The 26,010-nt window shown below is 38.6% G+C and carries 23 protein-coding genes; 13 read left to right on the forward strand and 10 right to left on the reverse strand.

The annotated features are described in order from the left end of the window. The first annotated feature begins 84 nt into the window (after positions 1 to 84). The 10 genes from OQ268_RS10015 (at position 85) to OQ268_RS10060 (ending at position 11,656) form a co-directional block, all read left to right on the forward strand. Positions 85 to 1,677, forward strand: a complete 1,593-nt coding sequence (locus OQ268_RS10015; RefSeq protein ID WP_265855983.1) for a hypothetical protein — start codon at positions 85 to 87, stop codon at positions 1,675 to 1,677. Positions 1,678 to 1,885: 208 nt separating this feature from the next. Further along, positions 1,886 to 2,428 (forward strand): serine O-acetyltransferase, encoded by a 543-nt coding sequence (locus tag OQ268_RS10020; RefSeq protein WP_265855984.1) that lies wholly within the window; start codon positions 1,886 to 1,888, stop codon positions 2,426 to 2,428. A 245-nt stretch (positions 2,429 to 2,673) separates the two neighbouring features. Then, the gene (locus tag OQ268_RS10025) at positions 2,674 to 3,078 is read left to right on the forward strand and encodes a response regulator (protein ID WP_265855985.1); all 405 of its coding nucleotides are present in this window, start codon (positions 2,674 to 2,676) and stop codon (positions 3,076 to 3,078) included. Continuing rightward, a complete protein-coding gene (locus OQ268_RS10030) occupies positions 3,078 to 4,151 on the forward strand; it encodes a sugar transferase (protein WP_265855986.1) in 1,074 nt (357 codons plus the stop codon). Before OQ268_RS10025 ends, OQ268_RS10030 begins: the two co-directional genes overlap by 1 nt. 27 nt (positions 4,152 to 4,178) lie before the next feature. Then, complete coding sequence (locus OQ268_RS10035) at positions 4,179 to 4,859, forward strand: TolC family protein (RefSeq protein ID WP_265855987.1); 681 nt, start codon at positions 4,179 to 4,181, stop codon at positions 4,857 to 4,859. A 10-nt stretch (positions 4,860 to 4,869) separates the two neighbouring features. After that, positions 4,870 to 7,008: an exopolysaccharide transport family protein gene (locus OQ268_RS10040; protein WP_265855988.1), complete on the forward strand. Its 2,139-nt coding sequence runs from the start codon at positions 4,870 to 4,872 to the stop codon at positions 7,006 to 7,008. A gap of 26 nt (positions 7,009 to 7,034) precedes the next feature. Next, the gene (locus OQ268_RS10045) at positions 7,035 to 8,291 is read left to right on the forward strand and encodes an O-antigen ligase family protein (RefSeq protein ID WP_265855989.1); all 1,257 of its coding nucleotides are present in this window, start codon (positions 7,035 to 7,037) and stop codon (positions 8,289 to 8,291) included. A 100-nt stretch (positions 8,292 to 8,391) separates the two neighbouring features. Next, positions 8,392 to 9,585 carry a glycosyltransferase gene (locus OQ268_RS10050; RefSeq protein ID WP_265855990.1) on the forward strand — a complete coding sequence of 398 codons (1,194 nt, stop codon included), beginning with the start codon at positions 8,392 to 8,394 and terminating at the stop codon, positions 9,583 to 9,585. Continuing rightward, a complete protein-coding gene (locus tag OQ268_RS10055; protein ID WP_265855991.1) occupies positions 9,582 to 10,769 on the forward strand; it encodes a glycosyltransferase in 1,188 nt (395 codons plus the stop codon). Before OQ268_RS10050 ends, OQ268_RS10055 begins: the two co-directional genes overlap by 4 nt. Further along, positions 10,766 to 11,656, forward strand: a complete 891-nt coding sequence (locus OQ268_RS10060; protein WP_265855992.1) for a beta-1,6-N-acetylglucosaminyltransferase — start codon at positions 10,766 to 10,768, stop codon at positions 11,654 to 11,656. Before OQ268_RS10055 ends, OQ268_RS10060 begins: the two co-directional genes overlap by 4 nt. A 59-nt stretch (positions 11,657 to 11,715) precedes the next feature. Here OQ268_RS10060 and OQ268_RS10065 read toward each other — a convergent pair whose 3' ends face one another. From OQ268_RS10065 to OQ268_RS10110, 10 genes are all read right to left on the reverse strand, one after another. Next, complete coding sequence (locus OQ268_RS10065; RefSeq protein WP_265855993.1) at positions 11,716 to 12,495, reverse strand: glycosyltransferase; 780 nt, start codon at positions 12,493 to 12,495, stop codon at positions 11,716 to 11,718. 22 nt (positions 12,496 to 12,517) lie between these two features. Beyond that, positions 12,518 to 13,378, reverse strand: a complete 861-nt coding sequence (locus OQ268_RS10070) for a glycosyltransferase family 2 protein (protein WP_265855994.1) — start codon at positions 13,376 to 13,378, stop codon at positions 12,518 to 12,520. 26 nt (positions 13,379 to 13,404) lie between these two features. Next, positions 13,405 to 14,844: an MOP flippase family protein gene (locus OQ268_RS10075; RefSeq protein ID WP_265855995.1), complete on the reverse strand. Its 1,440-nt coding sequence runs from the start codon at positions 14,842 to 14,844 to the stop codon at positions 13,405 to 13,407. A gap of 15 nt (positions 14,845 to 14,859) precedes the next feature. Then, positions 14,860 to 15,654: a glycosyltransferase gene (locus OQ268_RS10080; protein ID WP_265855996.1), complete on the reverse strand. Its 795-nt coding sequence runs from the start codon at positions 15,652 to 15,654 to the stop codon at positions 14,860 to 14,862. Continuing rightward, a complete protein-coding gene (locus OQ268_RS10085; RefSeq protein ID WP_265855997.1) occupies positions 15,651 to 16,490 on the reverse strand; it encodes a glycosyltransferase family 2 protein in 840 nt (279 codons plus the stop codon). The genes OQ268_RS10080 and OQ268_RS10085 overlap by 4 nt, the downstream gene beginning before the upstream one ends. A gap of 24 nt (positions 16,491 to 16,514) precedes the next feature. Continuing rightward, positions 16,515 to 17,636 carry an acyltransferase family protein gene (locus tag OQ268_RS10090; RefSeq protein WP_265855998.1) on the reverse strand — a complete coding sequence of 374 codons (1,122 nt, stop codon included), beginning with the start codon at positions 17,634 to 17,636 and terminating at the stop codon, positions 16,515 to 16,517. A 46-nt stretch (positions 17,637 to 17,682) separates the two neighbouring features. Continuing rightward, positions 17,683 to 18,714 carry a UDP-glucuronic acid decarboxylase family protein gene (locus tag OQ268_RS10095; RefSeq protein WP_265855999.1) on the reverse strand — a complete coding sequence of 344 codons (1,032 nt, stop codon included), beginning with the start codon at positions 18,712 to 18,714 and terminating at the stop codon, positions 17,683 to 17,685. Continuing rightward, the gene (locus OQ268_RS10100; protein ID WP_265856000.1) at positions 18,707 to 20,080 is read right to left on the reverse strand and encodes a UDP-glucose dehydrogenase family protein; all 1,374 of its coding nucleotides are present in this window, start codon (positions 20,078 to 20,080) and stop codon (positions 18,707 to 18,709) included. Before OQ268_RS10100 ends, OQ268_RS10095 begins: the two co-directional genes overlap by 8 nt. Before the next feature lie 191 nt (positions 20,081 to 20,271). Continuing rightward, the gene (locus OQ268_RS10105; RefSeq protein WP_265856001.1) at positions 20,272 to 21,438 is read right to left on the reverse strand and encodes a glycosyltransferase family 2 protein; all 1,167 of its coding nucleotides are present in this window, start codon (positions 21,436 to 21,438) and stop codon (positions 20,272 to 20,274) included. Between the two features lie 137 nt (positions 21,439 to 21,575). Continuing rightward, a complete protein-coding gene (locus OQ268_RS10110; RefSeq protein WP_265856002.1) occupies positions 21,576 to 22,493 on the reverse strand; it encodes a glycosyltransferase family 2 protein in 918 nt (305 codons plus the stop codon). Between the two features lie 806 nt (positions 22,494 to 23,299). Here OQ268_RS10110 and OQ268_RS10115 point away from each other — a divergent pair. From OQ268_RS10115 to OQ268_RS10125, 3 genes are all read left to right on the forward strand, one after another. Next, entirely contained in the window at positions 23,300 to 24,019 is a 720-nt protein-coding gene (locus tag OQ268_RS10115) for a LytR/AlgR family response regulator transcription factor (protein WP_265856003.1), read from the forward strand. Between the two features lie 158 nt (positions 24,020 to 24,177). Next, the gene (locus OQ268_RS10120; protein ID WP_265856004.1) at positions 24,178 to 25,278 is read left to right on the forward strand and encodes a sensor histidine kinase; all 1,101 of its coding nucleotides are present in this window, start codon (positions 24,178 to 24,180) and stop codon (positions 25,276 to 25,278) included. Between the two features lie 227 nt (positions 25,279 to 25,505). After that, on the forward strand, positions 25,506 to 25,967 hold the full coding sequence (locus OQ268_RS10125) for a PA2169 family four-helix-bundle protein (protein WP_265856005.1): 462 nt from the start codon (positions 25,506 to 25,508) through the stop codon (positions 25,965 to 25,967). Positions 25,968 to 26,010 lie beyond the last annotated feature (43 nt).

Here is a 26,010-nt window from a genome sequence, read left to right on the forward strand (position 1 = left end):
TTTTCTTATTAAAAATATTTTTTTTATTGTATAGTATTCGTTCGCGGAATATTAATTGCTATTTTGCAATCAAATTCCCTATTGATGATGAAGCGCTATTACAAAAAATTAATACCCATCTTTTTTGTTTTCTTAGCTATCCCTTTTAACTCCTGTAACAAGGCAGCTGTAGCTCATGAAGAAAAGGTTTCTGCAACTTTGGTCGCTAACGAAATACCATTTAGAGATTTCTTAGGTGTAAACGTATTTGAATGGGATTTTACCAGCGATCCTTATCGCGGCGTAATAGATGAGCGAAAATTTCAGGTTATTAAGTCGTTCTCAGGCGTTCGTCATTACCTGGATTGGGAGCGTGTAGAGCATTCAGATGGTGCTTTCACTTTTAGCCCATCACACCATGGCGATTGGGATTACGATAAGATTTATCAGCAAATGAAAGCTGCTGGCAAATTTGTGCTTCTTGATTTAAAAGGTTGTCCTAACTGGCTACTGGCGAGTTATCCTGCTGATAAAAGGGATGCTGAAAACGTTCCTGCTCCTTATGGTTTAGATAGGAGCGATCCGGCAAGCTATATAAAGCAAGCCCGGGCAGGTTTTCAGCTTGCGGCACGTTATGGCAGCAATAAAGACATAGATAAGGCGCTTTTACTTATTGATGGAAGCACGCGATGGAGAGATGATCCTCAAAACATTGCGAAGACAGGCTTAAATTTGATTACTTATATTGAGTGCGACAACGAGCGTGATAAGTGGTGGAAGGGTCCGTTAGCGCAGCAATCTCCAGAAGAATATGCAGCGAACCTTTCAGCATTTTACGATGGACACAAAGGCAAGCTTGGTAAAGGTATTGGGGTAAAAACTGCTGATCCGAATATGCTCGTAGTGATGGGCGGAATAGCAGAGGCAAAGCCCGACTTTGTACGTAAAATGGTAGAGTGGTGTGCCAAGAATAGGGGAATGAAAGCAAACGGGCAAATAGACCTTTGTTTCGACATCATTAACTATCACCATTACTCAAATGACGCATACCGCAACAATGGAAATGCAACCGTTGGTGTGGCTCCTGAACAATCTAATCTTGCAGAAGTTGCTGCCGCTTTTGTTAAATATGCAAAAACGGTTAATGGTGGCTTACCCGTATGGATTACGGAAACCGGATTTGATGTAGGCGAACATACCTCGCAAAGAGCCATAAGCATCGGCAATAAGAGTGCGCAGCAAACTCAGGCCGACTGGAATTTAAGAACTGCCTTGCTCTATTCCCGATCGGGACTTTCGAAATGTATTTTTTATATGCTAGACAATGTTGATGTAAACAGCTGGACACAATATACCTCTTCGGGGTTTATTAACCCAGATTTTTCAAAAAGACCATCGGCCGATTATGTTAGTCAGGTAAATAACCTATTGGGTGCTTATCACTTTCAGTCTACCATAAATTCTGATCCGCTAGTAGATGTTTATGATTTAAACGGAGAGAAAATTTATGTGCTAACTATACCCGATCAGGTCGGCCGATCGAAACTGCACACGCTTAATCTTGGAACGCATAAAGAAGCTGAGATTTTTAGTCCTGCTTTTGGCAAAAATGAGATGGAAAGCAAAACGTTGACTACAAAAAATGGCTTATTAGAAATAGCCGTTACAGAAACGCCAATTTTTGTTCGTCCGAAGTAGCAGGCCTAACAACACACCCACTAGAAACTACCTGGAGGGGGATTTTGGCTCAAAACATTTCATGTTTTTATGTATTGATACTTAAGGGCTATTGAGCATAGCACAAGTAAGCAATAGCTTTGTGAATGCAAAATTCTCGAGGCCAAGCTTTACCTGTAGGCTTCTAACGCAAGTATCCTTTATACAATGAAAATAAAAACACATAATAATGTTCGCTGATCAGCAGAAGCCCTCGCTCTCTATCTTTCAAGATTGGAACAACAACAGAGGAAACTTCAAGGCCAGGCTCATTATGGTCTTCTACAGAATCTCCTCCGTTGTTTACCGGTATAAGGTTTTGAGATATCTATTTTTTTGGTACCTGTTAATCTACAAATTCGCCATTGGCTGGTTAATGAATGTTGGTATCAACAGCAGCGCCAGCATTGGTAAAGGTCTTAAAATTCAATATGGATTTGGTACCGTAATCGGCCACAACACCATCATCGGCGACAATTGCTGCATCCGGCAACTCACCAGTATTAGTTCAAAAATTAAAGAAAATGGTAGTTGCACCGAAGCACCGGTTATTGGCAACAATGTAGATATTGGTATAAATGTAGTTATACTCGGTGCCGTACGCATTGGAAACAATGTAACAATTGGTGCCGGATCTGTTATAACCAAAGACGTAGAAGACAACTGCGTAATGGTTGGAGGTGCAGCCGTGTTACTTAAGAAAAAGTACATAATTGCCGTAGAAGGTGCATAGCTTCCTCCTTTGTTTTTACTACCCGCACAAGCATTCCCGAAATCGTTTCTGTTTCATTTAATATTTTGATTAATAATTGATTTCCTGTGTTTTAAACGCAGTTTTATCTTGGTACAAAATGGATTTAGCCCTATCGGGCTATTGCCGAAATTCACCAATTAATAGACCTTTACAACGATTTAAGAAACCTGATCTATCCCGAGAGAAGGTCATACAACTTAAGCTAAAATAAAATTATCCCCAACATGAAAAGTCCTATCCTAAGAAACAGCATGAGCAAGGTCAAGAAAAAGCACATCCTATTGGTAGACGGTGGCTTAAATATCGGCAAGCTGCTACACTTTATCCTATCTCCAGATTATAAATTAACAATTAAGACAAATGGTATAAATGCGTTAAGTTGGTTAGAGGAAGGAAACGACCCTGATTTGATCATCTCTAGTTTGAGAATGCCTTATTTTGATGGCGGAACGTTTATTCAAAATTTGCGTTGTAGTGGGTTTTACCGCAACACACCCGTGATGATTCTTTCTGGGGAAGAAAATTTAGCTGAAAAGGTGCAACAAATGGCGTTTAAGATTGATAGCTACATGGAAAAACCTTTCAATCCAATTGCTTTAAAGGTTAAAATTAACATGTTGATTGCATAATGAACGGCTCGAGCATTGAAAATACAATCGCTAATATTCGATCTGTTTATATTGGTAGAATTTTAAGAGACTTTATACACGAAAGTCTGGCAACTACTACCAAAGAAGTTATTTTTATCGACGACTTTCATTCTTACATACAACAGCAAACCTTTCTTAGTCTGCCTGATTTAGTATTGATAGCCGTGGATGAAAATCCAGATTGGGCAGAACAGGTAGCGTTTATCAGACACCATCCAATTCTTAAACATTTGGTAATTGTGTTAATTGGCACTACCGAGAATGCAAAATGGCGGGAGAGAGCCTTGCAACTGCGTGTAAACGATTACTACGTTCATCCTTTTCCGAAAACAGATTTTATTTCGCGGATTGGTTTTCTGATTAAATTCAAAGCCATCCATCCAAACATCATGGATTTATCTATGGAGTTGGAAGAGCGGTACAAAATGCCCTTGAGTAAGCGTCTCTTCGATATTATCGCTTCAGGGACAGCATTGTTTTTTCTTTCTCCAATTTTTATCCTGATCGGGATCCTGATCAAATTAGAATCTAAAGGCCCAATCGTTTATAAAAGTAAACGTGTTGGCGCTGGATACCAGATATTCGATTTTTATAAGTTTCGTTCAATGCGAAGCGATGCCGACAAAATGATTGGTGAACTTTCATCACTCAATCAGTATGCAAACGAAGGTAATAAGAATGGCAAGTCGGCATTTGTGAAATTCGCCAACGATCCGAGAATTACCCGCCTGGGCAAAATTTTGCGTAAAACAAGCGTAGATGAGCTACCACAATTGATAAATGTTTTTATCGGCGATATGTCTCTGGTAGGCAACAGGCCGCTTCCTTTATATGAAGCAGAACAGCTTACTACCAATAAATGGTCGTCGCGTTTCAATGGTCCGGCAGGTTTAACTGGCCTATGGCAAATTAGCAGGCGTGGCAAGAAGGATATGTCTGAAAGCGAACGCAAGGAGCTTGATAACTACTACGCCAACCATTATTCCATATTCCTCGATTTCAAAATAATTTTAAAAACCATACCTGCACTTATCCAAAAAGAAGAGGTATAACACAAGTATAAAATAGTTAAATAGTATATGAAAAAGTCCCTTAATGTAGTTTTGATCCTGGTAATGATAGCCTGCAGCAATGCATTCTCACAAGAATCGATACTTGGCGATGTGAATGCTGCCGATATTGAGTCTTATATCGCATTAGCGAAACAAAATTATGCCAAACGCAAAGTGCAGCTGGCCATGACAGAAAGTGTAAAAACTGGTGTAGCCATTTCAAAGGCATCATATCTCGATATATTCAATGCATCTTACATTTACAGGCCTGAGGGCAAAACTGTTGTAGATCCAGTTAATCCATATAACGTAAATGGTTTTCAATTAGGGGTTAATGTGAATATTGGCGCTCTATTTCAAAAACCATATCAGGTAAAAAAAGCTAAAGCCGATTACAAAGTGGCGCAATTAGAGGCTTTGGATTTTGATAATCAACTTGTTGTTGAAGTTAAGAAAAGATATTACGATTACATCGAACAGAAAGCACAGTTAAAAATTTTAACCCAAAGTGCGGTTGATAGCAAAGGCGTAGCAGAAAGTTTGCGAAGCAAATTCGAAAAAGGGGCAGTTACACTCGATGTTTACAACCAATCGCGAATTACCCAAGCCAATGCATTAACGCTCAAAATTAATGCAGAAACAAATTACCTGAAGGTGCGTGATTTGTTACAGGAAATAATCGGGCAGAAACTCCCTCAAGGGAAATAAAAACAAAGTAATGAATTTTAAATTATTTTTAGGCCAGGTGCTTAAATACAAGTGGCTGCTTATTTTGCTTCCCATAATCGCTTTGATTGTAACCTTTCTTTTGGTAAGGAGACTTCCGAAGCAGTATATCTCCGAAGCTAGAATTTCAACAGGTTTGCTAGATCCCTCGAAAAAGGTAATTAGTAATGAAACGGTAGATTTTTTCGCCGTAAACCAGCAGTTTGCTAACCTTGTTGAGAAACTCACCATGAAAAAAATGGTGAACATTCTATCATACAATCTGGTTCTTCACGACCTGGATAATCCTCAGAATGCTTTTAAACGCTTGCCAGAGGTTTCAGAATCTTGGAGCAGCACAGACAAGAAAGCAATAGCAGATGCATTCAGGAAGAAATTGTTAAATAAGTCGCTTCTCACTTTGGATGATGATGAAGGGAAATATAAACTTTATACCATTGCAAATAAAATGGGCTATGATGAAGAAACACTTACCAAGAATCTCGAAGTAAACCACGCAGGTACAAGTGATTTAATTACGGTAAGCTATGTTTCAGAAAATCCAGACCTTTCGGCTTATGTTGTTAATACACTTTCTACCGAATTTATAAGTAACTATAGTAATGATGTCTCTTTGAACCAAAATTCATCTGCCAAAATTTTAGATTCACTGCTGCTTGGTAAACGCAATGTTATGGACCTTAAAAATGCCCAGCTTTCTACATTTAAAAAAACCAAAGGTGTACTTAATTTAAATGAACAATCGGCTACAGTTTATAACCAAATTTCGGTGTACGAGGCACAGCGTGCTGAAGCATTACGGGTAATCCAATCTAATACCGGGGCAATTGCAACCATCGTAAGTAAACTTCGGGGGAGCGATAAATTTATCAACGGAAGTAGCCAGGTTGATAACAGGGCACTTATTGATTTAAAAAGGCAATTGCAGTTGGCTAATAATGCTTTTATAGATGGTGGATTTAAAGCCTCCGATCAAAGAAAAATTGATTCACTAAATCGTCTTTTAGCATCTAAAAGTGCAACAAATATTGATGAGAACATTATCGATCCAAGAGCTTCGAAACAAGAATTGGTACAGCAGAAACTTGGATTAGAGATTGCCTTGCAGCAAGCACGTAGCAGCATTCGTTCCATCGATTCGCAATTGCAGGTATTAAGAGCAAGATACGGTGGAATGGTTCCTTACGATGCAGATATTGCCAATTATGAACGTGATGCCGAATTGGCTACTAAAGATTATATGGCAGCCTTAGATCGTTTTAACCAGAGCAAAACCAACCAAAAGTTTGGCCTCAACCTGGAAATAGAACAACTTGGTTTGCCTGGAAATCCAAAACCATCCAAAAAGGTGCTTTATCTTGCCGGTTCGGGGCTAGGAAGTATGGCCCTTTGTTTAGGCTTTATTTTCCTGATGGTAATTGTTGACTATTCGATTAAAGATGTTAAAGAACTCGAGCATGCCACCAAATCTTTTGCAATTGGTAGCCTAAATCTTTTGGGCGGCAAAGAAAGAAACATCCGCAACATTTGGCATGATAAAAGCGACAACAAAAAGTACGCAGTTTATAAAGAGCAAATCCGGTCTATCAGGTTCGAAATTTTTAATCAGATGGATGCCGATAAATATAAGATTCTCGGAATAACCAGTTTAGGCTTAGGTGCCGGCAAAACGTTTATTTGCTACAGCCTGGCTTATGCATTTGCGCTTACAGGGAAAAAAGTTTTGCTTATTGCAGATGATTTGCCTTATCAGGCCAGTGAGGAAAAAACTTTAACCACCAGCCAGAGTTTCCAATCATTTTTAATGAAAAAAGAGTTTCATACCGAAGATTTAATCACCGTTATGAATAAGAGCAGCGAAAGAAATTCTTTGCTCGAAATTCAGAATGTAACGAGTTTAAGGAATGGATTTGATGTATTGCGTAAAGAATTTGATTACATTATTATTGATGTAAACAGTTTAGCTGATGTAAACATATCTAAAGAGTGGTTACTATTTACTGAGAAAAATATCGCTGTTTTCGAATATGGGCACTCCATCAAAGAGAATGAGCATAGTTTAATTAGATATATCAAAACGCAACCAGGCTTTATGGGTTGGATTTTGAATAAGGTAACCTACAAAAATTAGCGATACAGCTTACTTATATCTCATTAATGTCGCGATTTTTATATTATTTTTTAATTGCTTACTGCTTCCTATTTTTTCTAATTGCGAGAGAGATTGGGGGCTTGCCTGTTGGATTATTTATAGATAGCCTTTTCTTAATCCTACTGGTTGCGGCATTGTTTACATCAACCAAGGCAGACTGGAGATCGCTAAATGTTGATATTTTTTACCTACTTCTGATTTGGCTTGTGGTAAGCTTGCTAGAGGGATTTAATCCTGGGTCGAGCACAGAGGGATGGATAAACGAAATACGCAGTACCGCTATTTATCCCTTTTTCGCAGTAATGCTAGGCCTTTTAGTTTTTAAGCAAAACCGCGATTTAGATCTTTTTATCATCATCGTGGTAGGGCTTTCTACGCTTGCGTCGATTAATGGTTTTAAACAACTTTACATCGGCTTAACCCCCGGAGAACAGGCTTTTCTAAGAGATAACGCAAATACCCATTTGCTATGGGGCAGGCTAAGGGTTTTCTCTTTTTATAGTGATGCAGGTCAGTTTGGCGCCTCGCAAGCGCATATTGGGTTAATGGCTTTAATTATGGCGCTTGCACCCATCAAAAAATGGAAGCGTATCTTACTTGGCCTCTGCGGCGCAATTAATATTTATGGCATGCTCATTTCTGGTACCAGAGGTGCCTTGTTCGCCATTGTGATTGGCGGTTTAGTTGCGATTATTTTAAGTAAAAACTTCAAAGCACTTTTTGTAGGCGGCTTAATGGCTATAATGATTTTAAGTGTTTTAAAGTTTACACATATCGGCGATAGCAACTACCAGATTTATCGATTGAGATCGGCATTAAACCCTGCAGATGCTTCTTTAAATGCCCGCTTCATCAACCAACAGAATCTAAAAATTTACATGGCCGATTTACCTTTTGGGGGCGGCCCTGGGGTTACAGGTTACTACGGTGGTGTTTATAATGCCGACAAATATCTCTCAACTGTTCCGCCAGATAGCTATTTCGTTAAGATTTGGATGATGTATGGCGTGGTAGGCCTAACCATCTGGTTCTGCATTATGATGTACATTATCGGCAGTTGTTGTGGCATGGTTTGGAACATCCAAGATAAGGTGGTAAAAACTAAAATGATTGCGCTAACTGCTGGAGCCGCGGGCATTCTTTTCTGCAGCTATGGTAATGAAGTAATTAATTTAATGCCAACATCGATAGTAGTTTACCTCTCGTGGGTATTCATATATAAAAGCCGTCACTTTACAACTGCCAACTCACTCTTAAACTAGGAAATATGCCGTTTGAAATTTTTATCCTTCCAGGTGTTTTATGTTTTGGTTATGCTTTTTATAAGGCATATATGACTAATCGGATGCGGGAGGAACAAGAATGATTGTTCAAATATTATGGATTATTTTTCAAATCCTGGTTGGCTATAACCTGGTTTTGCCGCTGATACTTTATGGTCTACATAAAATATCCAGCCCGAAGAAATACTTCGATAACTCGGTTGAGGAACGAGATTATGGCATTATTGTAACCGCTTACGAGCAGACGGAATTATTACCAGCCGTGGTAAATTCGTTATTGAAATTGAACTACACCAATTATCTGATTTATATCGTAGCTGATAAATGTGATATCTCTTCGTTAAATTTTGATGATGACCGCGTAGTGCTTTTGAGACCGCCTGAAACTCTAGCAAGCAACACCAGATCTCACTTGTATGCCATAGATAATTTTACACGTCCACACGAACTTCTCACCATTATCGATAGCGATAATTTAGTGGATCCTGAGTACCTAAACGTGCTGAATATATATTTCGACAATGGTTTCGAAGCGGTGCAAGGTGTACGCAAGGCTAAAGCCTATGCCACTAACATTGCCTCAATGGATGCTGCGAGAGATCTATATTACCACTTTTTTGATGGCGAAGTGTTATTCGAATTGGGTTCATCTGCCACTTTAGCGGGTTCTGGTATGGCTTTTACAACTGCCTTATATAATGAATGTTTCAGAACTCATGATATGGATGGGGCAGGTTTCGATAAAGTATTACAGGCGAAGATTTTAATGCGGGATAAACGGATTGCCTTTGCAAAACACGCTGTTGTTTTTGATGAAAAAACTGCCAACTCTACCCAGCTCGTTCATCAGCGTTCGCGTTGGATTAATACCTGGTTTAAATATGTGGGTTTTGGCTTCTCTATTTTAGCCAGTGGTGTAAAGAATATGAGCAAGAACCAATTGCTATTTGGAGTCATATTACTTCGTCCACCGCTTTTTCTGTTTATCCTTTTATCATTGTTTTGCCTTCTCGTAAATGTATTTGTTAGTGGCTTAGCCGCTGCTATCTGGCTATTGGCTTTACTGGCTTTTGTTGTTAGTTTCTTTTTGGCTTTGAAACATGGAAAAGCCGATGAAAGAATTTATAGTGCTTTAAAAAACATTCCATCTTTCATGTATCTGCAGGTATGTTCATTAATGAAAATTCGCAATGCAAATAAAAGGTCTGTTGCTACCAGGCACGTGGTAAGCAATGTTGATCGCGGAAATCATTTTAAAAACAAAATATCTTGAAAAATCGTAATATCATTATTGTTGGCCAGCAAGCCTGGGATACTGAAATCGGTAGCAACTGTAAAAACATTGCGCTTGAATTTTCCAAGCAAAATAGGGTTCTTTACATCAATCCACCTTTAGATCGTATTTCTAAAATGCGTGGGCGAAACGATCCTAAAGTATTAAAGCGACTGGACATCATATCGGGTAAAAATTCCGGGCTCGAAGAAATTACACCCAATCTATTTACTTTATATCCTGATTGTCTTATCGAGTCGATCAATTGGTTGCCCGGCAGTTTCCTGTTTAATGCGGTGAACAAGATCAACAACAAAAGATTTTTTAATGCCATAAAGGCTACGATATCAGATTTAGGATTTACCGATGCCGTTCTGTTTAACGATAGCGATATTTTTAGAAGTTTTTACCTTATCGAGCTGCTGCAACCAATTGCCTCAATTTATTATTCGAGAGATAATATGCTCGCTACCGAATATTATAAAAAGCATGGCACTGTCTTTGAACCTTTACTAATTGCAAAAAACGATCTGTGTGTGGCCAATTCATCTTATCTTAGCGATTATTGCGGAAAATATAATAGTAACTCCCATTATGTAGGGCAGGGGTGTGATTTTGCGCTTTTCGACGCATATCTTGCAAAAAAATCTCCTAGACGAAAGAACCAACGTCCGGTGATTGGATATGTTGGCGTGCTTACATCGGCTAGATTAGATATAGCATTAATAGCCGATATCGCCAGGCAGATGCCGGGATGGATAATTGAATTGGTTGGGCCAGAAGATGATGATTTCAGAAAGAGTGAGCTACATGGCCTTGATAATGTTAAGTTCCTTGGGCCTCAAGACACCGAAGATCTTCCGAAATATATTGATGGTTTCGATGTTTGCTTTAACCCTCAGGTTGTAAACGAGCTTACGATTGGCAATTATCCACGTAAAATTGATGAATACCTGGTTTTAGGCAAGCCAACTATTGCAACAGATACACCAACTATGCAGTTGTTTAAGCCATACGTTTTACTTGCCAGCAATGCATCTGCGTATGTTCAGGGGATAAAAGAACTGATAGACACTGATAACGAAACGATGCAGCAGCAACGCAAAGCATATGCCCGAACCCACAGTTGGGCAACATCGGTAAACGAAATTTATAACGCACTCGAAAATACAGTTAAGAAATGAAGGTTGCACACATCATAATGGCATACAAATCGCCACAACAAATTGAGCGAATGATTAGGGCTATGGACCACCCAGATTTTCATTTCTTTATCCATTTAGACAAAAAGATTTCAATAGCGCCTTTCCGATATCTCCAGACCATTAAAAACGTTAGTTTCATCAGAAATCGCTCCGTGTGCAACTGGGGAGGCTTCTCATTTGTAAAGGCTGTTATAAATTCACTTAGTGAAGTTTTAGATGGCCACCAGGTTTTCGACTACTATAATCTGATGAGTGGACAAGACTATCCCATTAAGCCTGTTAATCAGATTTTGGCATTCTTGAAGAAAAATGAAGGCAAGAGTTATGTTTCTTTTGATACACCCGATAAAACCGACTGGTGGAGCCATGCGGTATCGAGGTATGAAAAATTTCATTTTACCGATTTCAGGTTTAAAGGACGGTACTTGTTGCAGCGTATTGTGAATGCAGTTATGCCTAAACGCAAATTTCCACTACCTATTCAACTCTATGGAAGTTCCATCTCTAGCTGGTGGACATTGCATGCTCCATGTGCACGTTACCTGGTTCAGTTTGCTCAGAGTGAAAAGAAACTCGGCCGTTTTATGCGCTTTACCTGGGGTGCCGATGAATTCTTTTACGCCACAATCTTGATGAATTCGCCGCACAGGCACAATATTGTAAATGATAACTTAAGGCTCATCAATTGGGAAGAGGGTGCATCTAATCCGATAATTTTTACCCAAAAGGACCTTGAGCTCATTAGTAACTCCGAAAAGTTTTTCGCCAGGAAGTTCGATGTAAATGTCGACAGTATCATCTTGGATGATATTAACAATTTGACTACATTGGTTAAAACAACGCTGGCTTTGATGATGATGAGCTAGCGGAAAAATTGCTCATTATTTTTCTTGAAAGTAGAATGTGAGATTGGGTTTAGTTTTGGCTAAACCCGCTTGAGTGACTTTTGATATAAGATGTCGTAATTGTATTTAACTTGGCGATATACATAGCGGACTACCTTAATTACGCTTGAATTCTTGGCCTTCCAGCTTTGCCTAGTCATTGTACTTGGCTCATCTTCAGAATTTTTCTGTAAAAATAAATTTGCAAAATCTTTGTAGAACAAGCCCTTTCCTTTTTGCTGGAGAAAAGAGATGCACATTTTGTATTCTGTTAAATCGCCTTTTAAGCCTTCAGGATACCGGCCAAATTTTTGAAAGAAAGTGGTTCTCCGGAGATGAGGGTGATCAGTGTAGAAATAGATTTTGGTATAATCCGTGCCGAATGGAGGGAGATACATTTCATCATAATCAGCATTGAAAGGCTTTAGATAGGGATAAGCATAGTAAGCATAGAACTTTACAATATCTAAATCCTGCTTTTCATCCATCAGCCGCAATGCTTCCGTAAATTTCTCTGCAAACACAGTTGCAGGCTCGAAATCTTCCTGGATGTAAAGCGTATAATTCTTTGTTACCGCATCCTGTCCCTTATTAATATTGTGCCCCAAACCACGGTTTGCCGGTGTAGTAACCAAATTGAAGTCGTATTCTTTTTGGAGGACTTTTATTTTTTCGAGATGTTCGGTTTTGCTCCCGTCATCTGATACCACAATTTCGCCGAATTGGCAATTCAAATTTCTAAAAGAAAGCAGCAAATTTGCCAGCGATTCACTTCTGTTGTAATGGGTAATCAGCAGGCTAACTGTAGGGAATGTATACATGTTTAAATATTTTTGTAGTGGCTTATTCTCCAGCTACATTTTTGGTATCGTGAGGTTTGTGGGCCGAAAAGAACGAGGTCATTTTGCGTGATTCAATTACAATTCTAGACCATAATGCCTTAGAAAAACTTCCGTCTCTTTGCAGTGTACGTGGACCTGTCCAGGCTCTTGCTTTATCTGCCTTAACCTGCTTCACTTTTCCGTATTTCATCAAGTCGAAACACATTTTTCCATCATCACCCCTAAACATAGTCATGATATGACCGATTTTTAAGCCGTACTCTCTCACGTACCCCATGCTAATGCCATAGGCATTTAGGTAAGGGCGTTTGATGTGTCTGATTTCCGAGATGATATCTTTAAGACGTTCTAAAAGAAACAATTTCCATCTGGGATATCCTTTCTCCGGTATAAATGAATATCTGCCATAAACACATGAAACATCAGGCTTTGCCAATTCCTTCATCATTTCGTCTATCCAGCAGCTCGGGTAGATGCAATCTGCATCAGCAAGAAAAATATATTTGCCTTTTGCCCGTTCCAGCCCCATCTGCCTGGCAGGGCCCCAACCCTGGATAGGCTGAAAATGGTTAACGATATTTAACTTATCAAGTGTAGTTTGCGTGCCATCTGTAGAGTTGTTATTAATTACAATGATTTCGATGGAATATTTAGATTGCAGATCGGCTAGACTGGCTACATTTTTAAGGATGTTTATTTCTTCATTCCAAGCACCAATTACAATACTTACTTCAGGTTCGCCTTTAGTTAGCTTACTAAGTTTAGAATTAATGTCATCAAAAACCTGTTGCGGCACATCTTGGATGCGTTCGTAGTCAAATTTGTAATTGGCTATCCAGTTTGGCGTATTTGTTATGTACATATTATTAAATTTTAAGCTGATCAGTATTAGCTAATAGCTGTTCTCAGATTCTTTAAATCCTTAAGTGAAAATTTGTATTGTAGGGTAAAGGCTAAGTAAATTAATCCACCCAGTAAAATCTGCAATATCATGTGCACTACCCCGGTATTGCCAACCAGCAACTTGTAGGCTAAAATACCAGCGGCCATTACCACACTAAAGAATATAGGCTTTGCGGTATTGTAAAAAAGTGTCTCCATGAAATTACCGGCAATAATTTTAATGATGTAAAAGTTGCCCAACATGGCAAAGAAACTGGTTGCCAAGATGCCATAAGCGATGCCGGTGACACCGTAAAATCTACCGAGAAAGTATACCAATGGAAACTTAATTAACAATGTAAACAAATTCAGGTAAAACAATAGTTTTGGTTGCCCGGTAGAATATACCAAGGTAGAAAGCGGATATACCATGCTGGTAAAAAGGCCCATGAATACAAAAATATGTACTAGTGGAACTGTGGGTTCCCATCCACTTCCATAAATATAGGGAATTACATTTCCTGCCAACATGAATAAACCAAAAAGCAACGGTGAAATGCAATACATCATTAAATCCAATACTTTGAAATAGGCGGCTTTTAGCTGTGGGATATTTTCTTTAAACTTAGCCATAATTGGATAAGCAATTTGCACGATAATTGGGCAAATCCTTGCTACCGGGTAAATGGCAATTTGTGCAGCAATGGTGTAATAGCCGAGTTGCTTAACACCCAATAATCCTCCAATAATAATTGTATCGAGGTTGCTATTCGCAAAGCTAAGCAGGCTGTCGCCAATATTGTAAATGCCAAATATTAAATGGTCTTTAATCTCTTTAAGCTTGAAATAGAATATTGGCGAAAACAGCCGGCGACCTAGAATATTAAGAATGGTCATTTTCAAAAATTGGGTAGACAGGAGTCCAATAACCAAGGCCTTGGCCTGGTAATTTTGATAAGCAAGCACAATGGCTACTGTTGTACCAACAGTTGAGCAGATAATGTCTGTAACCGCAATCCACTTGAATTTGAGTTCTTTCTCGAGCAGGATATTATAAATCTGCCCGAAAAATACAATAGGAAAATAGAATGCCGAAATGCGTAAGATGCCTACCAACTGTGGTTCTTTGTAATAGAGCATTAGCAATGGAGCACCAAAGTAAATTACCAAAAGCAGTATACAGCCGGTAATGATATTGAAAAAATACATGGTAGAAAGGTTTCTAACATCACTTTCTTGTTTATGTATGATGGAATTTGCGAAACCGAAATGCGCAAAAATGCTCAGAAAATTAATCACTAATGTGCTTATACTTACCAATCCAAATTCAGATGGATGAAGTAGTCTTGCCAGGATGGCTACCTGTACAAATTGCAGCACAGCACTAAATACGGTAGATATGCTGGTCCACTTTGCTCCGTTTATCGCTTTGTTTTTATTACTCATTTCTAAAACAGGAGATTATGTATTTGTTAGGTAGCTAAAAGTTTCTCGAAATACCCTAAATCTGAGATAAAGCCAATAAATGGGTTTGGTATTTCTTAATCTGGCAATCCCTTGTCCGGTTGATCTGGCTTGAGCAGGCTCTTCTTCGGTATTTTCATGGTCAAATAAGCTTTGGTTCTCAGCAAAGAGAAGTGCTTTGCCATCGTGTTTTAAAAAGCTGCGGCACATGGCGTTCTCCGTTTCATCGCCTTTCACATTTTCTTTATATGGGCCAAATTTATCGGTAAAAGTTTTTCGCTTTAGGTGTGGATGATCACTGTAGACAAAAAACTTAAGGTGCGAGGCATAATACGGCGATATGCTGAAAAGCAATTTATTAAAGCCATCCCGGTATTTCCTTTGATAAGGGAACTGCGCCCAGGGAAAAGCATAAAACCGGATAATGTCCCAATGTTCTTTTTCCAATAAAGTGCTTCCTTTTTTTAAAGCATCTGCAAGCGCAATACCAGGTACAAAATCTTCCTGCACGTAAAAAAAGTAATCAGATCTGGCATTTGTATGTAGCACATTCAAGCTGGCGCCTAAGCCTTTGTTTACCGGCGTAGTAAATAATCTAAAGCCAAATTGCTGCGATAACTGCTTCAACTGCTTCAGGTGGTGAGCGTCGCTACAGTCATCAGATACCAGAATTTCGGCAAAAGTAATTTCGAGCGTTGCCAAGCGTTGCAATAAGCCACGCAATGATTCGCTTCGATTGTAATGGGTAATAATTAATGAAGTATTGTTTAAATGCAGACGTGACTTGTTCATGTACCTGAAATAATCCCGCTAGGGTGTGTTTCTGAAAATCTCTTTTTATTTCTCAGCAAAATGTTGAGCTTAAAGAATTTATAAAGCATATATCCGCTTTTTAATAAACTCATTATAGGGTTTTTCCTTTGCGACCATGATTTCCTAAAGCTGGCCGTGCTCGGTTCATCTTGCGAGTTTATTTGCTCGAGCAGGCTGTAGTGGTCATTATAAAATAAGGCGTTGCCCTTATTCTGAATAACCGAAAGACTCATCTCCAGCTCAGTTCTATCACTGTTTACCGTTTCATTATACCTTCCGAATTTTTCGAGGAACGATGTTCTTCGCAGATGCGGATGATCGCTATAGAAATAAAACTTTAGGTTATTGCCCTTAAGTAAAGAGGCAGGGAAATATTTTTCTGAAAAACCGTTTTTGAAGGGCTTGAGGTAGGGGTAGGGAAAGTATGCGTAAAATGATATTAGATCCCATTTCTGGTCTTCTTCCATTATCGAAATTGCCTCCTGCAGTTTCTGCGGGAATGCTGGTTTAGGCACAAAATCTTCCTGGATGTAAAGTGTGTATTTAGATTTCACCAAATCCTGCCCTTTATTAATGTTATTCCCCAAGCCTTTATTTATTTTGGTATCGGCCAGGGTGAATGGAAATTTCCTGCTTAGCTGCCTTAGCTTCTGCAAATGGTTGTCAGCGCTGCAATCATCAGAAACGATAATCTCCTGGAAACTAGCATTAAGCTTGTTTAGCTCCATAAGTAACCGTTCCAAAGATTCGGAACGATTAAAATGCGTAATTAGCAAGGTAACGTTTGGAAAATGATATGGCGTTTCAGCTTTCATCGGATAGTTTTTATTGAATTGATATTAGCGATCAAAAATGAACTTCTTAATGCTTCCTGTATTCCGTTCGAAAATAAACCAGAGTACTGTAGCATAAATCAGCGTGATAATGGTATAGGTAATGAAGTAAAGTAGGTTTTTATGGTTCCAAACCTGCCCCTGAAATTTGGTTATCGAAGTAATGAAAAATAAAAAGGGTAGGTGTGCCAGGTAGAGCGTAAAAGAAATGTTAGACAGATACGTAGAGATCCATTTCCCAACTGCATTCTTAATGTTAATATGCACAAGAAATGGAATCAATAAAGCGAAAAGCAATCCAACACTATAATTATTAAATAGCTGTGGCATGTACTTCGATCGCGTAAGTACCACTACCGCAATAAATATCGCCGATAGGCTAAACCGAAACAAGCCATTTTTCAATATTTTTTTATCTATCCTTTCGGCGATGAAATAGCTGATTCCGCCCATTAACCAAATGATAAAATATAGGGAAATTTTAGCCCCTATAAAAAACAACAATGCTGCCGCTACCAGGATGAGCACGATCTTGGTGTTGATGTTTTTCTTGATCGTAATACCGAAATAGAGCAGGGGAAAGACAACATAGTACCAAAATTCGTTGCACAAACTCCACAATGGTCCGTTTGTGCCGAATGTAGGTACCAGGATAGTTTGCATAAAAAACAGGTTCCCCAAAAATACACTTGCTGAAAGCTTATAGGCCATTTCTGGTAAGGGGAAGTTTGGGAAATTTCCTAAATAAACAGGGGCATCGCCAAAAAAGTGTAAGCCCGTTTTATCTAATGCAAAGCCAATAACTAAACATGGTATTAGTACAGTTAATAACCTGGCCAATCTATTAATTGCATATCCTTTAGTGGTAAATTTTCCCTTATTTGAAGATTCTACAATGCTTTTAATAATGAGGAAACCACTTAAGACGAAGAAAATCATTACGGCAATGTGTCCGAATCCGGTAATGAAAAAGACGAATTTGCCCAATAAATCCAGTTCACTCACCGGGGTATCTGCAATACAAAGTACCCTAAGGTGCCCTGTAAAAACGGCCAGTGCCGAAACTCCCCTAATGAGGTCGAGCCATAGGTAGGGTTCTGGTTTTGTGGGTTTTTTTACTTTTTCCATTCCTGTTAATCAGTTGGCCGAGATGGCCAGCCTATATTGGTATTTGTTAGCGGTTGTAGTTTGCAAAATCTTTATGTTCTACTTTCGCCAAAGCATCAGCTGGTAAAGATTTGAAATATGCATAGGTACGTTTCAGTCCTTCTGCACGATCAACTTTCGGTTCCCAGCCCAAAATTGATTTTGCTTTTTCAATATTAGGTCTGCGCTGTTTCGGATCGTCTGTAGGCAATGGATGGTGAACAATCTTTTGATCGGTACCTGTTAACTTAATGATCTCTTCGCAGAACTGGTTAATGGTAATCTCATCCGGGTTTCCAATGTTCATTGGTTGGGTATAATCGCTATGTAACAACCTGTAAATTCCTTCAATTAGATCGTCAACGTAGCAAAAAGATCGTGTCTGTGTGCCATCGCCAAAAATGGTAAGGTCTTCGCCACGTAACGCCTGACCAATAAATGCTGGTAGAACACGGCCATCGTTCAGCCGCATCCGTGGCCCGTATGTATTAAAAATTCTAACGATTCGCGTTTCTACACCATGGAAAGTATGGTAGGCCATTGTAATGGCTTCCTGGAAACGTTTTGCTTCATCGTAAACACCTCTTGGCCCAACGGGATTTACATTTCCCCAATACTCTTCGGGCTGTGGGTTTATATTTGGATCGCCATAAACTTCAGAAGTAGAGGCAATTAGCATGCGGGCATTTTTTGCTCTTGCAAGACCCAATAAATTGTGCGTGCCTAAAGACCCTACTTTTAGGGTTTGGATAGGTATTTTTAGGTAATCGATCGGGCTTGCGGGCGACGCAAAGTGCAAGATATAGTCGATCTCACCTGGAATGTGTACATATTTTGAAACATCGTGATGATAGAAACTAAAATTGCTCAGTTCGAAGAGGTGTTGTATATTGGAAAGGTCGCCGGTAATGAGGCTATCCATTCCAATTACTTCATAATCCTCTTTAATAAAGCGGTCGCAAAGGTGAGATCCTAAAAAACCTGCTGCCCCCGTAATAAGGATTCTTTTTTTTGCTGACCCGTTCAATTGTTCTGCAGCTCCTGTATTTGAATTATGCATGCTGCGCTAAACTGTGTAGGTTAATGGATGATGTTGCCTGCTCTGTGGTTTGTACGGGAGAGATCAATTGTCTGCCGATGCTGTTATAGTAATAATTCAGTTCAACCATCTTTTCTAGTTCAAAAAGATTTCTGCCATCAAAAATTACTTGTTCTTTCAGCAATTGGGATATCTTGTCGAAATCCGGATTTCTAAACAGCGACCATTCTGTGGCAATAAGAAGGGCATCAGCTCCTTCAAGAACATCGTATTGGTCTGTAGCGTAATTAATTTTATCACCAAATAAGGCCTTAACATTTTCTTGTCCTTCGGGATCAAACACACTTACCGTAGCACCATTTGCCAATAAAGTTTTAATTAGGTATAGTGCTGGCGCCTCTCTTATATCATCTGTTTCTGGTTTAAAAGAAAGCCCCCAAAGTGCAAAGTGTTTGCCTTCAATATCATTGTGATAATATTTAAGCAATTTATCTGCAAGAATAACTTTTTGCTTTTCGTTAACCGTAATAACAGATTTCAAAATCTCGAAATGGTATTCATTCTCATCTGCAGATTTTACCAATGCCTGAACATCTTTAGGGAAACAAGAACCGCCGTAACCAATACCCGGAAACAAGAAACGCTTGCCAATTCTTTCGTCGGTTCCAATGCCTCTTCGTACCGCATCAACATCTGCGCCTACAAGTTCGCATAGGTTTGCTACCTCATTCATAAAGGTAATTTTTGTAGCTAGAAAGGCATTTGCTGCATATTTGGTTAGTTCGGCAGAATGTTCATCCATAAATATGATTGGATTGCCTTGGCGAACGTAAGGTGCATAAAGTTCAGACATTAATTTCTTTGCACGCTCGCTGGTGGTACCAATTACCACACGATCTGGTTTCATAAAATCATCCACGGCAACACCTTCACGTAAAAATTCAGGGTTCGATACAACATCTACTGCGATATCGGTATATTTTTTAAATACCGCACTTACTTTGTCGGCAGTGCCTACAGGAACGGTAGATTTATTTATAATTACTTTATAGTCAGTTATAAGTGCAGAAACATCTTTGGCCGCGCCAAGAATGTATGAAAGATCAGCAGCACCATCTTCTCCCGGAGGAGTTGGTAATGCCATAAAAATAATTTCTGCATGCGCTACGGCTACAGCCAAATCGGTAGTAAACTGGATTCGATTCTGCTGAATATTGCGATGAAAAAGCAGCTCTAAGCCGGGTTCGTAGATTGGTAGTTGACCACCTCTCATTTTTTCTACCTTGCGGGCATCGATGTCTACACAGATCACATCATTTCCTGTTTCTGCTAAACAAGTGCCTGTTACCAAGCCTACATAACCAGTTCCTATTACTGCGATTTTCATAAATTTTTTAAACGTTAGTGGATGAATTTTTTATTAAACTGAATGGGTTTTTTTAACTATGCGAAAGTAGTTCTATCGCGATTTTCTATCAATAGCCCTTTAATACCATGTTGTTAAAGGCCTTCTTTTATGGCTTTATCTGCTCGGCAAGTGACTATCTGCCAGGTGCTTAAATGGGTTACGTTTTTATGCTACTTACGTTTCGACCTTTCCCAGGCGGCGCTTTGATTTTTGTTGATGTAACGCCATATCCCCGCTATTACAGCATAATTCATCATGCAAAAATAATAGGGGATAAAGAACGATTTAATTCTGATGTTTCGGCTTTCCATCATTAAACCTAACAGCGCAAAAAGGTAAAATATAATTTGGGCAACAAGTATTGCTGAATACATTGGTGGCGCTTCATTACTTACAATAATGATATTAAAGATGAGTGCGAAGATGAGGAGGAAGGGGGTAACTGTCCACCTTAACACGCGGTGAGAGAGGTACTGGAAAGTTAATACCGGGTAATGAAATGGGTTGGCGGCCTTCTTCAACCTCAATATCGATTGCATTCCACCTGCGGCAATTCTTATTTTACGTTTTAGCTCTTCTGCGGTATTGGCAGACGCCGTTTCACTCGCATATGCCTGTGGTTCGTAGGCAATTACGTAGCCTTTTTCGGCAATGCGCATCGCAATCATATGGTCATCAATAATGGTATCGGTTTCTACTGGTTGGTACAAAGCCGTTCTAATACTAAAAAGCTCTCCGGCTGCGCCTACATTTGAGTAGAGTTCATAATCCCATTTTTTCAATGCCGACTCATACTTCCAGTAGAAGCCCTCACCGGCAGCACTTGCATCGGCTTGTTCTGGTACCAGAATTCGTTTTTCACCAGCTACAGCGCCTACTTTTTTATTTTGATAATGTTTAACCAGCTCCTTTAATGCCGCGGGATTGAGGAATGTATTGGCATCGGAAAAAACGAGAATTTCTCCGGTTACATAGGGTATAGCCCTTTTTATAGCAGCCATTTTGCCGCTTCTATCGTCGTTATGTAATAAAGTAATTTCGCTATGTGGAAGAATAAGCCCCGGTGTGTTATCGGTAGATCCATCTGTGATAAAAATTATTTGGAGTAATTCTTTAGGATAGTCTATTTGCAGCGTATTCTGGATTTTTTCGCTTATCATTTCTTCTTCATTCCAGGCGGCAACAAGAAGTGTAACTGTTGGCAAAGGTTCTGTTTGGATAAGTTTAATGGGCTTTACAAAAAGACGTTTAATCTTTATCAATATAAATAAGATTAATCCATAACCCGCGAAAGTGTAAAATACAATGATGAGACAAACCCAAAAGAAAATGATCATGTTTATAAGGGATATAAATTAATGGTAATTAACCATTTATAAGATTGTTAACGGTTATGAATGAAGCACGAAAGTAGATATAAGTCGATAATCACTCAATAGTACTTTACTACCAATTCGTATGCAAGTGTATTAGGCTATGCTATAACAGCTGGATTTTGGGCGATATGATTTTTGGAGTGCACAATGTTCCATGAAATTGCTTTCCCGAGGTATGGAATTAAATCAAACCTCCCATTTACTGCGTACTTTATTAACTGTTTTGGTATGGCGAACAGCAGGTAGTGGGCACAGAAAATCAGCACATTTCTGCGGCTTGCGTTTCTCCTCATAAAAAGCAGGCGGTTGCGGGTAACGAAATAAGTTTTTAAGGCACTTTCCTTTCCAACACTTATAGATTCTTTGTGGAAGATGTGTGTTTTTCCGGTGAACCAGATCTTTTTGCCTGCTCTTTTAAACATTTCACACCAATCAAGCTCTTCGTAGTATAAGAAATATTGCTCGGGCATGAGGCCAATATTCAAGATATCGGATCTCCTGCACATCATGGCGGCACCATGGCAAAAGGCCGTTTCCTCGCTTACCGTTGCATATTGATTGCGATTTCTCGTCTTTAATCCGATGGTATCATTCCGCCCAGTCATATAATTCATTTTAGTATATCCCGCATACTGAATTAAATTGGGATCATCGTAATAAAGAATTAATGGTGAAAGCATGCCGATTTCGGGTTGTGCAACCATTTCTGCTACCATTTGCTCTACAAAACCTGGAATCAGTTCTGTATCATTATTAACCATTAAAATATATTCACCTTTGGCTGCTTTAATGCCCAGGTTATTGCCGCCTGCAAACCCGAGATTTTCGGCAGAACGAATATATTTTAAATCTTGATAGCAGGATCTAAATAATACCTCGTTGTCTGTTTTGCTAGCATTATCTACAAGTATAACTTCAACATCCAATGCTGAACAGGTGTTTTTTATTGAGTTTAACAGATCGACCGTTACGGCAGGTTGGTTATAGTTTACGGTGATAATAGAGATTGATGACATCGCTGCAAACCTACCTCATCACCGTTAATTGTGCTATAGCCTTTTAGGGTGAATTTGTAAACCTAAGTGTTGGCTGATCTTTAACAAATTAAGATACATGCAACTAGCTCACGCTCCGGGTATGAGGTTGCGTTGATGCAAGTACCTTAACATCCAAAAAGAACAGTGCTGTCAATGTAAACATCACAGGGCATTTAGGTTGCGAGCCTTATATGTAATTCAAAAAAAAAGCCTTCCATTTCAGAAAGGCTTCTCCTTAAAATCTAAATCGTCCCGATGATTTAATTCTAACAGTGTAAATATAAGTGACATAGCTCTACCTATACAATTCTGGGGACAATTTGTTTATGACTTTAATCAATACAAATCGTTGATGAAATTTTAAATCTTCCGTAAATATTGTTTGCTTTGATGCCATATCAATATTGAAACAATTGCCTTGTGCAATAGAAATAATATACTGAAATATTTTCGCATTTATCGAAGCGATTTTGGTTAACAAGCAACGTCCCATTGATCTACAATTTTGTTAACCAACACGTTTTTTTTTAGAGGGCGTGTTAAAGATAGCAGGTGATTTCACCTGCTTTTCTTTTTTAAAGATATTGTTTCTTTCTTGTAACCCCTTTTTTTTCATCCAGTTAAATCAGATCTTCATCACAATCATTACAAATGAGTATTGCTTCAGTAATGGATTTTCTTATCAATACAAGTGTATCAATCAAGTTAACTTCATCAAAAAGATAGATAAGATTATAAATCGAAAATGATAAAGCCCTATCTTTATAATTTAATTATCCTGTTGCATGTATAAGTGTATTATTGTTGATGATGAACCGCATGCGGTAGAGGGTTTAAAGCGTTATATTGCCACAATACCCAACCTAGAGCTTGTTAATAGTTTTACAGATCCTGTTAAGGCACTGATGGAAATAACTGCAGGAGCAAACGTAGATTTGATTTTGCTAGATGTAGATATGCCTGGTTTAAATGGAACGACACTGGCACCAGAAATCAGGTCTAAAACAAACAAGCTGGTTTTTACAACTGCCCATAAAAAATATGCATTCGAGGCTTTTGAAGTTCAGGCAGATGCTTTTTTATTAAAGCCTTACACCCAAGGCAAATTTGCTGTAACCATTAACAAACTTTTCCCGCACACAAATGAAACAGTAGATGATTTCATGTTTATAAAAAGCAAAGAAGAAAATTTTAGACTTATTAAAGTTAAGTATGCCGATATTATAGCTATAGAAAGCAAGTTGAATTATGTGCAGGTACATACTCTTAACAAAAGCATTCTCACCTATACTTCATTAGCAGAAATTTCTAAAAAGTTAAAAATATACGATAGGTTTTTGCAATTTCAACGCAGTTTCATCATTTCGCAGGATTACATTGATTACATAGAGGGGAGTTCGATCATCATGATCAATGGAATCAAAATTAGTGTTGGCGAATACTACAAAAAGTATTTCAATGAGTTTATCAGTAGTAAGCTATTTAAAGCTAAACGAAGAACTTAAAATGCTGGTGTACGCCAGCCGAGAGCGGTACGGTGAGTCGGCATCTTCAATGCAACACTATATTTGAGATTTGTAAATGATAGGTGAAACTGCAACCGAGCACAGCGGTTATAAAATGAATTGTACATAGCGAATGGGGTTAAGGTGAATAAAATTAGATGGGCGAGCACATTTCTTCTTGGTTTAAGCGAAATTGGATACATGTATTAGTTTGGTCGATCTTTATTGCTTATGAGATTGGCGTGGTGGGCCTCGTTCTTGGAACCTTCAGTAATCCTATTAACTATGCCAGCCACTACATCATTATCATTAGTTTCTTCTATTTTAATGCCCATAAACTATTACCGTGGGCATTAACGAAAGAAATTAACACATTTTGGTTGTTGCCACTTTCCCTGGCAATTAGTATCTCGATTTATATTCTGGCTAACTACGAGCTGGATATTTTACTTACAAAAAATCATCTTGTAGAGACCGCAACCCCAATAGTATTAGATACGAACTATATTCTCAAAATTCTTTATCGAAGTGTTTACATTTTAGGCTTCTCTGTAGCATATTTTTTCCTGATCAACTATTTACGAGAAAGACAGCTAACCGAGCGCATGCATAACGAGCATTTAGAAAGGTTAATTGAGGAAGAAAAGATGAAACGATCTTTAGCTAAAGCCCAGAATGACTTTTTGAAAGCCCAGATTAATCCACATTTTCTATTTAATACATTAGACTATATATTTCATACCATCAGCGAAGTATCACATGATGGTGCCGATGCGGTAATGACCCTATCTGAGATGATGCGCTATGCCGTGGATTCTACAGATGTAGATGATGCCGTTTTATTAGGCGACGAGCTGGAACAGGTAAACAAATTAATTTACATCTATCAACTGCGGAAAAATATGGAGTTAAAAATTATGACCTACTTTAGCGATGAAGTAATGGCTTTGCGTATTATTCCATTGGTGGTGTTAACATTGGTAGAGAATATTTTTAAGCACGGCAATGTGAACCATCCAGATTTACCAATATTAATTAGTGTAGTATTGGCAGAGAAGAAACTATGCATTGAAACCCGTAACGCGATAAACCTTAAGCCTAAAATAGGAGGTACCAATGCTGGGATGAATAACATCAAAGAACGTTTGCTTTTTGCTTACGGTGATGAAATAACCTTCAACTTTGGGCAAGAAGATCAGTTGTTTTATACCAAAATTACAATCCCGATAGGTTTTCTTCATTCATCCCCAAAAGATTAGCATGTATAGCTTATTCTAATCTACGGCTCTTACTTTTTTAAACGGCCAATGACATAAATAGCTCCAAAATATGCTACAATGCGATACCTTGCATGTTTTTGATAGCACATTTTGCGGCAGGATAAATTCAAAGCAAATTATTAATCGCTTTTTTCTTTTAGGGTAAAACATTAATAACCTGCGCTTGTTATTAATTCATCTACCATTACACAAGATTAATATTCAATATGGAAAATCAAGAAAAAACAGTTGAGGTATTAAATGACCTTATTCAAATTAACAACGACAGAGCAGATGGCTTTGATAAAGCTGCGAAAGATTTAGATGATAAAAACATTGACCTTAAAGCTACGTTTGATAAACTTTCATCAGATAGCAGGGAAAATGTAACTGAACTTGCTGGTTTAGTAGGCAGAAATGGTGAAAATCCTGATAATGGCAATACCGTTTTAGGGACTTTACACCGTGCCTGGATTGATATCAAAGCAAGCTTCGGTGGTGATGATCGTCATAGTATTCTAGCAGAATGCGAAAGAGGTGAGGATGCAATTAAAAAAGCTTACCGCGATGCCCTTCAGGAAAATGAATTGGGTGAGCAAGTAAGAACAGTTTTGTTGAAACAACAAGATGGAATTAATGCTAGCCACGATGCCATTAAAGCACTTAGAGATGCACACGCTGCATTGTAAATAAGCTAAAATTGAAAAACCCGTAGAATTTACTTCTACGGGT

Source organism: Pedobacter sandarakinus (genome assembly GCF_026240095.1).
In the GTDB taxonomy this organism is placed as follows: domain Bacteria; phylum Bacteroidota; class Bacteroidia; order Sphingobacteriales; family Sphingobacteriaceae; genus Pedobacter; species Pedobacter sandarakinus.